Below are 13,154 nucleotides of genomic sequence, written 5' to 3' on the forward strand. Positions count from 1 at the left end.
CGCCAGGCCCGCCGGCGCGATACAGGGCGCCGGGCGGGCGACGCGCCGGCGTCAGGCGCCCGGAACGCGGGCTTCGTAGTCTTGCGACAGCGTTGCCAGGACGGACCAGAACGGGCCGGGCTGGCGTCCTTCCAGCCGGGCCGACAGCACGCGCAGATGGGCATGCCAGCCGGAGGCCACGTCGACCATGGCGGCGCGGTCGGCCAACTTGCGGTGGGTCAGCGTCAGCAACGTTCCTTTGTCTTGGGCCGTCAATTCGAACAGGACTTCCGACGGCTGCCCGGGCGAGCCGCCCCAGGTGTATGCCAGCGCTCGCGGCGGCTCGCAGAGCGTGATCACGCCTTGCGTGGTCACGCCGTTCTCATAGGCGCGGAAGGGCTCGGGCGTGGGTTCGTCCACCGACGATAGCTGGTTGTGCAGGAAGCGCAGCGTGACGCCGCCGCCCACGCGCAGCTCCATGTCGCCGCTGGCCAGCCACTGGCCGCGCTTGCCGGATTCGGTCAGGAAGGCCCAGACCGTCTCGATATCGGCCGGCAGCAGGCGTTGGAAGCGGATGGTGGCGGGGTCCAGCACGGTGCCGTGGTCATTCATGGCGTTCTCCTGTTTGCGGTGTCGGACGTGGGTTCGCCAGCAGCGCGGTTTCCAGCGCGTCCAGCTTGTCCGACCAGAATCGTTCATAAAAGCGCAGCCATTGCATGGCCTCGGCCATGGGTTCGGGATTCAGGCTGCAGACGTGGTTGCGGCCGCGGATCGACCGCCGGATCAACCCTGCGCGCTCCAAGGCCTGGACATGCTTGGAGGCGCCGGCGAAGCTCATGCGCAGGGGCGCGGCCAGCTCGCCGATGGTCAGGTCGCCCTGCGACAGGCTGCGCAGCATGTCCCGGCGCGTGGGGTCGGCCAGGGCGCGGAACACGGCATCCAGATCGGGAGTGGGGAGAGCTTCAACCATGGGGTTGAATATAGTGGAGGGTCAGCCGCAAGCTCAACCATTTGGTTGAATTAATTTGTAAATGGCGCTGAGGCTCCACGCGGTCGGGCGAGACCCGTGTTGCGGCGAGGTCGCTAGGGATTGGATTCGGCCGCCGCTTCCAGCGCGCCTTCGTGCCTGGGCAGGTCGTCGGTGATCTCGAACCAGGGCGCGCGATCGGCCACGTGGCAATGCGCCGACGGTCGCACGCCGGGATCATCGTCCAGCGCGCCCAGCGGCAGCCCATAGACCTCCGGCGTCTGGTCCAGGCGGCTCAGCAGGGGCGTGCCGCAGGCCTCGCAGAAGCCGCGGTAGTTGCCCGGCGATGAGCAATACCAGGTGATGTGGTTTTCGCCGCGCGTCCATGTGAAGTCGGCCGCCTGGACCGTGGCGCGGGTGCGGAAGGCGGCGCCGTGCGCCTTGCGGCACATGCCGCAATGGCAATTGACGACGTCGGTGAGCGGGCCGGCGATTTCATAGGCCACGCGGCCGCAGAGGCAGGAACCTTTGATCATGATGTTGCCTCGCTCAGGTGTGTAAGGGCACGTCTTCGAATATACCCGCGGCGCGTGGCGCCGGCGTGGCGGCAAATGACAAGAGTCTTTCAGTCGGTTGCCTGACCCCGATTTTCGGCCAATTGTTTCCATCTTCGGGTCATCGCGCTGTCATGCCCCAAAAACAGAATGCCGACATCGACGAACACATCAAGGGGGGCGCGATGAATTACGCCATCGACGTGCAGGGCCTGAGCAAATCCTTCCATGCCGGCGCCAAGGCGCTGGACGACGTCAGCCTGCAGGTGGCCGACGGCGAAATGGTCGCGCTGCTGGGCGCGTCCGGCTCCGGCAAGTCCACGCTGTTGCGGCACCTGGCCGGCTTCGTCGCGGGCGACGCGGGCTCGGGCAGCGTCACCGTCAATGGCCAGCTGATCCAGCGTCGCGGCAAGCTCAGCCGGCAGGTGCGCGGCGCGCGCGCCAGCATCGGCTTCGTGTTCCAGCAGTTCAATCTGGTCGGCCGCCTGCCGGTCATCACCAACGTACTGACGGGCATGCTGCCGCGCGTGCCGCTGTGGCGCAGCCTGACGCGCTGGTTCCTGCGCGACGAAGTCCGCGCCGGCCTGGACGCGCTTGCCCAAGTTGGTATAGACGACTATGCATTCCAGCGCGCCTCGACCCTGTCCGGCGGCCAGCAGCAGCGCGCCGCCATCGCGCGCACGCTGGTGCAGAACGCCAAGATCATCCTGGCCGACGAGCCGATCGCCTCGCTCGATCCCGAATCCTCGCGCCGCGTGATGGACACGCTGGCGCAGATCAACCGCAGCCGCAAGGTGGCCGTGGTGGTGTCGCTGCACCAGGTCGACGTGGCGCTGCGCTATTGCCCGCGCGTGGTCGCGCTGCGGCACGGCAAGGTCGTGTACGACGGCCCCAGCGCCAACCTGACACCGGCCATGCTGAGCGAGCTGTACGGCTCGGAACTCAGCGAGCTGCTGCCCGAGACCGCCATCGCCGCTCCCGCCATGCCGGGACTGGCGCCGCTTGCCCGCCTGGCCGCCGCCTGAGCGCATTCACTTTTTCACCCGGAGCCCTTCATGCTACGCAGAACCGCCATCACCTTCATCGGCGCCATCCTCGCCGCCGCCGCGCTACCCGCGGCCGCGCAGGACGGCAAGACCCTGAACTTCGGCATCATCTCCACCGAGTCCTCGTCCAACCAGAAGCAGGTCTGGCAGCCCGTCATCGACGACCTGAGCCGCGCCATCGGCGTGCCGGTCAAGCCTTTCTTCGCCTCCGACTACGCCGGCATCATCGAAGGCATGCGCTTCAACAAGGTGCAGATGGCCTGGTACGGCAACAAGTCGGCCATCGAGGCCGTGGACCGCGCCAACGGCGAGGTGTTCGCCTCGGTCATCGACAAGGACGGCAACCCGGGCTACTGGTCGCTGCTGATCGTCAACAAGGACAGCGACCTGAAGACGCTGGACGACGTGCTCAAGCGCGGCGCCAGCCTGAGCTACGGCGCGGGCGATCCCAACTCCACGTCCGGCACCGCCGTGCCGGGCTATTACCTGTGGGCCGCCAACAAGATCGAGCCCAAGACCTTCTTCAAGACCGTGCGCGCCAGCAACCACGAAGCCAATCTGCTGTCGGTGATCAACAAGCAGGTGGACGTGGCCGTCAACAATACCGAGTCGCTGGAACGCTATCGCATCAGCACCGGCAAGGACGCCAACGACCGTGTGCGCGTGCTGTGGAAGTCGCCGCTGATCCCGGCCGATCCGCTGGTCATGCGCAAGGATCTGCCGGCCGATCTGAAGGTCCGCATCCGCGACTTCTTCGTCAACTACGGCAAGGGCAAGGACGCCGAGCGCGAACTGGCCAACCTGAAGGCGCTGACCTACAAGGGCTTCCGCGCGTCCGACGATCAGCAGCTGGTGCCGATCCGCCAGATCGAGCTGGCGCGCGCCAAGGCCAAGGTCGAGGCCGACACCACGCTGGGCCAGGCCGAAAAGCAGAAGCAGCTGGCCGAGCTGGATCGCAAGCTGGCGGACCTGGGTCAACCCACCGCCAAGCAGTAAGCGCTGGCGGCGGACCGGATCCGACATCCCGGTCCGCCGCGACGATGCCGCCGCGCCGCGGGGCGCGCCGGCATGCGAGCTTTGTTCTCTTTCATCCCCGCGGAGCGTGATCAATGAATATGGCCCTCCAGGCTTCCCGTACCACCGTCGCCCCGCGCTCGTCGCTGCCCATGCTCATCACGTGGGCCGTCATCCTGGCCCTGCTGGCCATGTCCTGGCGCGGCGCCGACATGCGGCCGATGGACCTGTTGCGCGATTCCGGCAACATGGCGCAGTTCGCCGCCGACTTCTTCCCGCCGAATTTCCGCGACTGGCGCATGTACCTGGACGAAATGATCGTCACGGTGCAGATCGCTGTCTGGGGCACCTTCCTGGCCATTGTGCTGGCCGTGCCGCTGGGCCTGCTGTGCTCGTCGAACATGGTGCCGGCCTGGGTCTACCAGCCCATGCGCCGACTGATGGATGCCTGCCGCGCGATCAACGAAATGGTCTTCGCCATGCTGTTCATCGTGGCCGTCGGCCTGGGCCCGTTCGCTGGCGTGCTGGCGTTGTGGATCCACACCACGGGCGTGCTGGCCAAGCTGTTTTCCGAGGCGGTCGAGGCCATCGATCCGCGTCCGGTGGAGGGCGTGCGGGCGACCGGCGCGAACGCGCTGGAGGAAATCGTCTACGGCGTGATCCCGCAGGTGCTGCCGCTGTGGATCTCGTACTCGTTGTACCGCTTCGAATCCAACGTGCGTTCGGCTTCGGTCGTGGGCATCGTGGGGGCGGGCGGCATCGGCACCGTGCTATGGGACATCATCCGCAGCTTCCGCTACGCGGAAACCTGCGCCGTCATGATCATCATCGTCGCCTTCGTGGTGGTGATCGACATGACCTCGGCGCGGATCCGCAAGGCCCTGGTGTAGCGGGGATGGGGCCGCGCGCCGCGGCCCCGTTCAGGCCCCGGCGCAGAGCGCCTGCAGCGCGGGCAGGGCGACCAGGCCCATCAGTCGGGCCGTGTGCAGGTCGGACGCCGAGACCGCCGGGCGCGGCATCAGGAAGTTCAGCGTGCCCAGGCAGGCGCCGTCCAGCACCACCGGCACGTTGATCACGGAGCGCAGTCCCAGCGCCTGGATGGCCGCATGGTCGTCGAAGAAGGCCTGGATCGCGTCCTCGCCTTCGCCCACGAAGACCTTGTGTTCAAGCAGGACATGCCGGCCCCACGCCGTGCCGGCCTTGTCCTTGCCGCCGCCTGGCGGATAGGCGGACGGATTCGAGCTGTACAGCCGGACCACGCGCATGCGGGCCGCATCATGCTGGTTGACCGTGAACAAGGCGTGGGCCAGCGCCGCGCCGGCGTAGGCGTCGATCGCCGCGAGCGCGGCCAGCGGATCGGCGTCGGCGTAGGCCTGCTCGATCCGCCGCAACTCGTCCTGCCCTGTTGCTGGAAGCGGCGGCTGGGCGCTCATTCGGCGGTCACTCCCAGCTCCTTGATCAGCTTGCCGTATTTGTCGGCGTCGCGCGCGAGCGTCTTGGCGAACTGCTCGGGCGTGGTGTCCAGCAGCAGCACGCCCATGTCCGCCATCTTCTTCACGACCTCGGGCCGCTTCAGGATCAGGTTGATTTCCTGGTTGAGCCGCGTCGTGAGTTCGGGCGGCAGGCCCGCCGGACCGAACGCGCCGTACCAGACCGACAGTTCGTAGCCGGGCAGGGTCTCGGCCACGGTCGGCGTGCCCGGCAGCAGCGGCGAGCGCTGTTCCTCGGTGACGGCCAGCAGCTTGAGCTTGCCGCTCTGCACATGCGGCAGCGTCTGCGTGCCGGCGCTGAACAGGACCTGGGTGCGGCCGGCCACCGTGTCCAGCACGGCGGGCGCGCCGCCCCGGTAGGGCACGTGCACCATCTTCACGCCCGCTGCCTTCTCGAACAGCGCCGCGCTTAGGTGATTGGTCGAGCCTTGTCCGGCCGAGGCGTAGGCGACCTTGTCGGGATTGGCCTTCAGGTAGTCGATGAACTCGCGCACATTGTTCGCGGGCACCGAGGGGTGCGTGACCATGGTGTTGGTCACCAGCGCCAGCTCGGCGATGGGCGTGAAGTCCTTCACGCCGTCGAACGGCATGTTGGCGTACAGCGCCTGGTTCATCGTGTGCGTGCTCATCGAGCCCACCAGCAGCGTGTAGCCGTCCGGCTTGGCGCGCGCGACGTAGGTGCTGCCGATGTTGCCGGACGCGCCCGAGCGGTTCTCCACGATCACCGATTGCTTCAGCGATTGGGTCAGTCCCTCGGACAGCACGCGCGCCAGGATGTCGGTGGAACCGCCCGCGGCCCAGGGCACGATCAGGGTGATCGGCTTGTCGTCGGGCCAGGCGGCCCGGCTCAGTCCGGGCGCCGTCAGCGCGAGACCCAGGGCCGCGGCGGCCAGCTGTTTCAGGAATGCTTGCTTCATCTTGTTTACCCCTTGCTGTGTGTGCCGGTCTCGATGCCGGCTGGAATCCGATATCCGATGGCCGGAATTCACCGGCCCACCGCGTAGCCCTGCATGCCGCGCGGATTGGCGCCCGCGCGCAGCAGCAGCCCGCCTTCCGGCGCTGCTTCGCGGGTACATGCGCTGATGCGGCCCTCCGACCAGGCCGGACCGATCACTACCTCGTGGCCGGCCTGGCGCAAGGCTTCAATGGTGGCCGCGGGCATGCGCGACTCCACCGTGACGCGGTTGCGCTTGAACGCGCGCGGCCAGAACGACCCCGGGAAGTGATCGACGTGCCACGACGGCGCTTCGATCGCCTCCTGCAGGTTCAGGCCGGCGGCATGGCGCAGGAAGAACTGCACCGTCCATTGGTCCTGCTGGTCGCCGCCGGGCGTGCCGTACACCATGTAGGGCTTGCCGTCGCGCAGCGCCAGGCCGGGCGACAGCGTGGTAAGCGGGCGCTTGCCCGGCTGCAGCTGGCCCGGCACGCCGTCGTCCAGCCAGGTCATCTGCAGCCGCGTGGTGAGGGGAAAGCCCAACGCCGGCACCACCGGGCTGGACGACAGCCAACCGCCCGAGGGCGTGGCGGCGACCATGTTGCCGTGCCGGTCGATGACGTCGATCTGGCAGGTGTCGCCCACGAATAATTCGCGTTCGGCCCATTCGGCCACGGGTGGCAGGGCGGCGAAGGTGGGCTCGCCCACGCCGAACCGGGTGTCGGACGCCGCCAGCGTGCGCGTTGCCGCGTCCTGGTCGGGCAGGCGCGGCGGCCGTCCCTCGGGCTGGCCGGGACGCCAGTCGGGGCAGGCGGTGTCATTGATCAGCGCCGCGCGCGTGCGCGCGTAAGGCTCGCTCAGCAGCGCCCGCAAGGGCACGTCCACGAAGGCGGGATCGCCGTACCAGGCGGTGCGGTCGGCGAAGGCGAGCTTGGCGGCTTCAGTGATGCGATGCACGAACTGCGGTGATTCCGGGTCCAGCCCGTCCAGGCCCAGGTGGCGCAGGATGGCCAGCTGTTGCAGATGCACGGGGCCTTGCGACCAGGGGCCGCATTTGGCGACGGTGTAGCGGCCGTACTGCACGGTCGCCGGCTCGTCATAGCCGGGCCGCCACTGTGCGAGGTCGGACTTGCGCAGCAGGCCGTGGTTGCGCTGGCCCGTGGTGTCGCGCACGGCCGCATGTGTGTAATAGGCGTCGATCTCGTCGGCGACGAAGCCTTCGTGCCAGATATGCAGCGCGGCCTCGATGCGGCCGCGGCGGTCCCGGCCCGCGGCTTGCGCCTGTTCCACGATGCGCGTGTAGGTGGCCGCGATGGCGGGCGTGCGGAACAGGGCGTCCGGCGCCGGCGCGCGGCCATTGCGCAGCCAGACCTCGGCCGAGCTGGTCCATTCGTCGCGGAACAGGGCTTGCACCGCCAGGATGGCCTGGGAGATGCGCGGCACCAATGGAAAGCCGTCGCGGGCGTAGGCAATGGCAGGCGCGAGCACGTCGGCCAGTTCCCAGGTGCCGTAGTCGCGCAGCAGCGTGAGCCAGGCGCTGAAGGCGCCCGGCACGGTCGCCGGCAAGAGACCGATGCCGGGCACCAGGTCCAGACCCAGGCCACGGAAATAGGCCGGCGTCGCCAGCGCGGGAGCGGGGCCCTGGCCGCATAGCGCGCGCATGCGCTGCTCGTCTTCGCTCCAGAACAGGATCGGCACCTCGCCGCCGGGACCGTTCAGGTGCGGTTCGACGATCTGCAGCGCGAAGCCGCCCGCCGCCGCGGCGTCGAAGGCATTGCCGCCGCGTTCCAGCACGCCCATGGCGACTTGCGAGGCGAGCCAGTGCGTGGAGGACACCACGCCGAAGGTGCCGCGGATTTCGGGGCGGGCGGTGAATGCGGAGGACATGCCGGTCTGCGCCTGAAAGAGGGGACCAGCCCAGTATAGGAGTGTGAAATAACTACGCGTATATTTGTAGGCATATCTGAATAATCAAATGGCTATGGGAGGCCTGCATGGATTGGGATGGCGCGCGGCTGGGCAACCGGCTCAAGCCCAGGCATCTGCGCCTGCTGGCCGACATCGCCCGGCTGGGTTCGCTGACGCGCGTGGCGGCGGCGGCGGGCGTCAGCCAGCCGGCCGTGACCAAGGGGCTGGCGGAACTGGAAGACATCTTCGGCGCGCCGCTGTTCGAACGCACGGGACGGGGCCTGCGGCCGACGCCGCTGGGCGAACTGGCGCTGCTGCGCGCCGGCCGCATGCGCCACGACCTGGAACTATGGGCGCGCGAGATCGCGTCGGTGCATGAGGGGCGCTCGGCCCATCTGCAGGTGGGCGCGGTGCCCTATGTGTCGGCAACCTTGCTGAGCACGGCCGCCAGTGCGCTGTACCGGCGGCACGGTGCGACCCTGACCCTGCATCGGGCCACCACCGATCAGCTGGTGCCGATGCTGCGCGGGCATGAGCTCGACTGCGTCATCAGCCGGGCCACGTCGACGCTGGTGGCGGACGACCTGACGCATCATGTGCTCTACCGGCAGCGGCCGTGCCTGGTCGCCCATGCGGCATCGGCGCGGCGGCTGGCCCGCCGCAAATCCGACTGGGCGGCCGTGGCCGACATGGACTGGGTCTTGCCGGCATCCGGCACGCCGACCCGCCGGCTGATCGCCGAGCATTTCATCAACGCGGGCCTGCGCGCGCCCGCGCCGGTGCTGGAAGCCTACTCGACCGATGTGATCGAAGACATGCTGGCGGCCGATGAGACGCTGGTTTCGGTGCTGCCGGACGACATCGCGGCGGAGGTCTGCCAGCACGGCAAGCTGGGCAGGGTGCCTTGGGATTTCGGCTGGGAGCTTCCGCCTATCAACCTGATCCGGCGCCGCGAGGCCCGGGCGCTGGTGGCGGAAGAGGCGTTCGCCGCCATCCTGCTGGAATGCTGCGCGGGGCAGAAGCGCCAGGGGCCTCGCCCCGGGCCTTAGCGTGGGGCCGCCGTGGTCGTGGTGACGGCCGCCTTCGGCGCGCCGGACAGGACCGCGCGGACCTGGTCCAGCAGGGCCGCGGCCGCGACGTCGGGCGCCTCGTTGTTGTCCAGCCGTATCAGCCGGCACTCCTCGGGTACCGGAAATTCCTGAGCGGCGCGCGCCAGCCGCTGTGCGATGTCGGCTTCGCTTTCCCGGCCGCGTCCGGCCAGCCGGCGCGCCAGCCGCGCGGATTCGACACGGATTTCCACGGCGGTCAGTGCCGGATAGCGCGCATGCGCCTGTGGCAGGTGCGCGCGCGAACCGTTGACGATGACCACGGCGCCGCCGGCCAGCCAGGCATCCATTTCCACGCCGATGCCGTAGCGCAGGCCGTGGCTGGACCAACGCAGCGCGAAACCGCCAAGCGCCTCGCGCCGCGAGAATTCATCTTCCGAGAGACGCAGTGCGTCTTCGCTGGCGCCGCTGTCGCGCGTGATGTAGCGATGCGCGACGATGACGGGTTCATCCGCGCGCAGCTGCGCGCGCAGCAGACGCAGCAAGGTGTCCTTGCCGCTGCCGGACGCGCCCATCAGATAGATCAGGCGCGCGCCGTTCATGCCGCCGCCGCTCCCTGCATATAGGCCGCGCCGGCCGCATCCTCGCGGCCGCCGTCGAAACGGTAATGGCGCGCGGCCAGGAAGTCCTCGCCGGGGCCGGGCTGCACGTAGACGCTGACGCCGTTGACCGGCATGGGCCGGCCGGCGAGCGGATCGGCGTAGCGCGCGATGCAGGCCTGCGCCTGGCGCAGCTCGGCGTCCGCCAGCTTTTCGCTCAGGGTGATGTGGAAGGTGAACTGGTCGAACACATAGGGGTAGCCCCAGCGCTCCAGCAGGGCGTGCTGGGCCGGCGCCAGCGGATGGCGCAGGCGCTTGGCCAGTTCCTCGGGCGTGGGCGGGGCGCGCAGCGGATCCAGCTCGCGCACGGCGGCGTCGGCCAGCGCGTGGATGCGCGCGCGGCCCGCCGGGTCGCTCTCGGTCAGCCGCCAGGCCAGGAAGCCGCGCAGGGGCGCGCATTCCAGTTCGATGGCGAAGGCGCTGTGCTGAGCCGCCAGTGCGGCGGCGGCCTGGTCCACGTCCGCGGGCGCGGCGCCGGCGATCAGGCGGAAGGGCGGCTTGAGCGTGGCGTGCAGGCCATAGTGGCGCGGCGCGCGCGTCCATTCCTGCGCGGCGGCGGGCATGCCGGGCTGGCGCTCAAGGGCTGCGCCGGTTTCGGCGCAGCGGCCCAGCCAGCGGCTGCCTTGTTCCTGCCAGGGACCGGAAGGCGCCAGATAGAGCGCGTAGCGATGGGCGAGCGGCATGGCGGTCAGGCCGCCTGGCGCGCGGCGGACGCGTCGTCCTGGCCCAGGAAGACGCCGGTGGCATAGCGCAGTTCGCCGCCCACGATGGTTGCGCACACGCGCGGCAGGCCGGGCACGCGGTCATCCACCACGATGGCGTCGGCCAGCAGGCCGGGCGCCAGCGCGCCGCGGTCGTCCAGCCCCGCCGCGCGGGCGGGGTTGCGCGAGATCAGGTCCCAGGCCTGCGGCAAGGGCAGCACGCCGTCGTGGGCCAGGCGCATCGCGGCGGCCAGCGGCGCGGGATAGTAGTAGTCGGATGTCAGGATGTCGCACAGTCCGGCGCGGATCATTTCGGTGGCGTTGGGCGCGTTGGTGTGGCTGCCGCCGCGCACGACGTTGGGGCCGCCGAAGACGATGGCGTCGCCCAGGTCGCGGGCCACGCCGGCCGCTTCGCGGGTCAGCGGGAACTCCGCGACGCCGCAGCCCAGCTGGTGGTAGTAGCGGCGCGTGGCGGCGTCGGGGTCGTCATGCGAGGCCACCTTCAGGCCGGCGGCTTGCGCGCAGGCGGTGAGTTCGCGCATGGCGTCGGCCACGGCGTCGGCCGCCGCCATGGCCTGGCGGATGCGCGCCTGGAAGGTGTCGAGGTCGCATTCGGCGCGGTTGGCGTATTGCAGCAGCTTGCGGTCGTCGCCCAGGCGGCGCGCCATGCTGGGCAGGTGATCGTTCAAGGCCAGGAAGCGCACGCGGCCCTGGCGGATCCATTCCTGGGCGGTCTCGACGCCGCCGACGTGGTGGGTCTCGAAGCGCAGATGCACGCAGTGCCGCGCACCCAGCGCCTCGCGCATGCGTTCCAGCGAATCGAACATGCGCTCGGCATAGGCTTCGCCGCGCAGGCCGCCTTCCCAGGACAGGGTGACGCCGTGGAATTCGGTGGTGATGCCATTGGCCAGCAGCTGGCGGTCGACGTCGAACAGGGCGCTGTCGTAGGGGAAGGTCACGCCGGGACGCGGCATGACGGCGCGTTCGAAGGCGTCGCCGTGCAGGTCGACGATGCCGGGCAGCACCAGCAGCCCGCCGGCGTCGAACCAGGGCGCGTCGGCGCTTGCATGCGGACTGTCGTCGATCCGTCCCGCGCGAAAGCGCAAGCTGGCGGGCGCGATGCCGCCGGGGGTCAGGATGCGTTGGCCTGCGATGCCGGCCAGGGGCGAGGGGGCGTGTGCGTGCGGGTTCATGGAAGCAAGTTAGCGCTTGTGCATTACAACCAGATGTCTAGATGAATTAAAGGGCCTGCCCGGTTCGTTCGATCCCCGCCGCGGCGGCCGGCTTCCGGGGCCGGCCTGCCGCCACGCCACGCTCAGTTGTCGTCGCTGACCATCAGCTGCACCAGGTCCCCCACGAACCGGGTGATGCTGTATTGCAGGGGCGCGCCCTGCTGGTCGACGTTCAGCGCCTCGACCTGCAGGATGGGGCGCGTCTTGGGCTGGCCCAGCAGCCGCGCGACCTCGGGCGAGGGCAGCGCCGCCGTGATGCGCGACCATTTGCGCGTGTAGTCGTCGATGCCGTAGTGCGCATAGACCTTGGACACCGACTTCAGCGCGGTCAGGCGTTCGGCGAAATCGGGAAAGCGCTTTTCGTCGAAGTAGTGTTCGGACGCGCTGATGGGCCGGTTCTCGGCCTTGCCCGCCAGATGCTCGCGCAGCAGCGGCGCGTTGCGCGGCAGGCCCAGGTGCTTGGCGATGTCGGCGGCGCGCAGCGTCTGGCTGCCCAGCGTCTCCAGGTGGCCCAGCACGCCCTGGCTGCGCAGGTTCTCGGAAAAGCGCGTGCGCTTGCCGATGGCGTAGTCGATGGCGTGTTCCTGCACGAAGGTGCCGCGGCCCTGCTCGATGCGGACCAGCCCGCTCTGTTCCAGCTCGCCCATCGCGCGGCGGATGGTGTGCCGGTTGACGGCGAACTTGGCGGCGAGCTCGGGCTCCGAGGGCAGCTGTTCGCCCGCGAGATAGAGCTTGTTGCGGATGTCGTCCGCCAGCGATTCGCCGATTTGCCGCCAGACGGCGATGCCGGAACCTCTTTCAACCATATGGGCGCTCGTATTGTCGCTTTGTCATCAAGAATGGCAGTGATTGTGCACCAAGCCGGCGCGCCCGTGTAGGCCGCGATTGTCATCAAAAATTCACGCCCGGCTGTTGAACTTCTCACCAGCACGGATCATACTCTGTCCAGTCGTCTAGACGTGTAGAGGAAAAAATGAATCATCCACAATCCCATCAGGCCGAGGCCAACGCGCAGCGCGCGGCCTGGATGCGCGTGCTGGCACTGGCCGAATCGTCCGAGCTGGATGGCGCCTTCGGCGCCCTGGGCAACCTGCCCGCGCACCGCATGCTGCGGCCCGCGGAATCCGGCATGGCCATGGTGCGCGCGCGCAGCGGCGGCACCGGCACGCGTTTCAACCTGGGCGAGATGACGCTGACGCGCTGCGCGGTGAGCCTGGAGAACGGCGTGGTCGGCATCGCCTATGTGCAAGGCCGCTTGTTGCGTCACGCCGAGCAGGCCGCAGTGGCCGATGCGCTGCTGCAGCTGCCTGAATGGCATGAGGCCGTGCAACGGCAGCTGATCGCGCCGCTGGCGCGGAGCCGCGAGGAACGCGTGGCGCGGCAGGCGCAGGTGGCGGCGCGTACGCGGGTGGAGTTCTTCACCATGGTGCGCGGGGGGTAGATCCCCCCCCCGAAGCGCCTGCGGCGCTTCCCCCCCAGGGGGGCGCCGGCTGCGGACCGGCGGAGCCGGATCCGCGCGGCCCCGCTTGGGACGGCCGTCGCTGCAATGTGGGGCGTCGTGAGTTGTGGCGGTGCGAGGCTGGGATGAAGGTGGTTTCGCGTGGTGGCGAGGCTGGTTGGTTGG

15 protein-coding genes are annotated in these 13,154 nt (G+C 69.2%); 5 read left to right on the plus strand and 10 right to left on the minus strand.

The window, feature by feature from the left end:
- Positions 1 to 51: 51 nt before the first annotated feature.
- The 3 genes from AC6LJ9_RS17450 to AC6LJ9_RS17460 form a co-directional block, all read right to left on the minus strand.
- Positions 52 to 591, minus strand: coding sequence for an SRPBCC family protein (locus tag AC6LJ9_RS17450; protein ID WP_498148549.1), 540 nt, complete (start codon positions 589 to 591; stop codon positions 52 to 54).
- Positions 584 to 949, minus strand: a complete 366-nt coding sequence (locus tag AC6LJ9_RS17455) for an ArsR/SmtB family transcription factor (protein WP_498148550.1) — start codon at positions 947 to 949, stop codon at positions 584 to 586. The genes AC6LJ9_RS17450 and AC6LJ9_RS17455 overlap by 8 nt, the downstream gene beginning before the upstream one ends.
- A gap of 113 nt (positions 950 to 1,062) precedes the next feature.
- The gene (locus tag AC6LJ9_RS17460) at positions 1,063 to 1,482 is read right to left on the minus strand and encodes a GFA family protein (protein ID WP_498148551.1); all 420 of its coding nucleotides are present in this window, start codon (positions 1,480 to 1,482) and stop codon (positions 1,063 to 1,065) included.
- A gap of 203 nt (positions 1,483 to 1,685) precedes the next feature.
- Between AC6LJ9_RS17460 and phnC the strand changes: the two genes are divergently transcribed.
- The 3 genes from phnC (at position 1,686) to phnE (ending at position 4,450) form a co-directional block, all read left to right on the plus strand.
- On the plus strand, positions 1,686 to 2,525 hold the full coding sequence (phnC, locus tag AC6LJ9_RS17465; protein WP_498148582.1) for a phosphonate ABC transporter ATP-binding protein: 840 nt from the start codon (positions 1,686 to 1,688) through the stop codon (positions 2,523 to 2,525).
- Positions 2,526 to 2,555: 30 nt separating this feature from the next.
- Positions 2,556 to 3,542 carry a phosphonate ABC transporter substrate-binding protein gene (phnD, locus tag AC6LJ9_RS17470; RefSeq protein ID WP_212313025.1) on the plus strand — a complete coding sequence of 329 codons (987 nt, stop codon included), beginning with the start codon at positions 2,556 to 2,558 and terminating at the stop codon, positions 3,540 to 3,542.
- A gap of 113 nt (positions 3,543 to 3,655) precedes the next feature.
- Positions 3,656 to 4,450, plus strand: coding sequence for a phosphonate ABC transporter, permease protein PhnE (gene phnE, locus AC6LJ9_RS17475; RefSeq protein ID WP_498148552.1), 795 nt, complete (start codon positions 3,656 to 3,658; stop codon positions 4,448 to 4,450).
- Positions 4,451 to 4,480: 30 nt separating this feature from the next.
- Here the strand turns inward: phnE and AC6LJ9_RS17480 are convergent, their stop codons facing one another.
- The 3 genes from AC6LJ9_RS17480 to AC6LJ9_RS17490 form a co-directional block, all read right to left on the minus strand.
- Complete coding sequence (locus AC6LJ9_RS17480; RefSeq protein WP_498148553.1) at positions 4,481 to 4,993, minus strand: GAF domain-containing protein; 513 nt, start codon at positions 4,991 to 4,993, stop codon at positions 4,481 to 4,483.
- Positions 4,990 to 5,967 (minus strand): Bug family tripartite tricarboxylate transporter substrate binding protein, encoded by a 978-nt coding sequence (locus tag AC6LJ9_RS17485; RefSeq protein WP_498148554.1) that lies wholly within the window; start codon positions 5,965 to 5,967, stop codon positions 4,990 to 4,992. The genes AC6LJ9_RS17480 and AC6LJ9_RS17485 overlap by 4 nt, the downstream gene beginning before the upstream one ends.
- Positions 5,968 to 6,035: 68 nt before the next feature.
- A complete protein-coding gene (locus AC6LJ9_RS17490) occupies positions 6,036 to 7,871 on the minus strand; it encodes a gamma-glutamyltransferase family protein (protein ID WP_498148555.1) in 1,836 nt (611 codons plus the stop codon).
- A gap of 107 nt (positions 7,872 to 7,978) precedes the next feature.
- On the opposite strand from AC6LJ9_RS17490, the gene AC6LJ9_RS17495 reads away from it, so the two are divergent.
- Entirely contained in the window at positions 7,979 to 8,941 is a 963-nt protein-coding gene (locus tag AC6LJ9_RS17495) for a LysR family transcriptional regulator (RefSeq protein ID WP_498148556.1), read from the plus strand.
- On the opposite strand, the gene phnN is transcribed toward AC6LJ9_RS17495, so the two are convergent.
- The 4 genes from phnN to phnF form a co-directional block, all read right to left on the minus strand.
- Positions 8,938 to 9,540, minus strand: coding sequence for a phosphonate metabolism protein/1,5-bisphosphokinase (PRPP-forming) PhnN (phnN, locus tag AC6LJ9_RS17500; RefSeq protein WP_498148557.1), 603 nt, complete (start codon positions 9,538 to 9,540; stop codon positions 8,938 to 8,940). The genes AC6LJ9_RS17495 and phnN overlap by 4 nt on opposite strands.
- On the minus strand, positions 9,537 to 10,280 hold the full coding sequence (locus AC6LJ9_RS17505; RefSeq protein WP_498148558.1) for a DUF1045 domain-containing protein: 744 nt from the start codon (positions 10,278 to 10,280) through the stop codon (positions 9,537 to 9,539). Before AC6LJ9_RS17505 ends, phnN begins: the two co-directional genes overlap by 4 nt.
- A 5-nt stretch (positions 10,281 to 10,285) precedes the next feature.
- Positions 10,286 to 11,491, minus strand: a complete 1,206-nt coding sequence (locus AC6LJ9_RS17510; RefSeq protein ID WP_498148559.1) for an alpha-D-ribose 1-methylphosphonate 5-triphosphate diphosphatase — start codon at positions 11,489 to 11,491, stop codon at positions 10,286 to 10,288.
- A gap of 122 nt (positions 11,492 to 11,613) precedes the next feature.
- Positions 11,614 to 12,336 (minus strand): phosphonate metabolism transcriptional regulator PhnF, encoded by a 723-nt coding sequence (phnF, locus tag AC6LJ9_RS17515; protein WP_498148560.1) that lies wholly within the window; start codon positions 12,334 to 12,336, stop codon positions 11,614 to 11,616.
- Between the two features lie 167 nt (positions 12,337 to 12,503).
- On the opposite strand from phnF, the gene phnG reads away from it, so the two are divergent.
- Positions 12,504 to 12,971, plus strand: coding sequence for a phosphonate C-P lyase system protein PhnG (gene phnG / locus AC6LJ9_RS17520; protein ID WP_498148561.1), 468 nt, complete (start codon positions 12,504 to 12,506; stop codon positions 12,969 to 12,971).
- Positions 12,972 to 13,154 lie beyond the last annotated feature (183 nt).

Source organism: Achromobacter sp. 1011811831 (genome assembly GCF_059760905.1).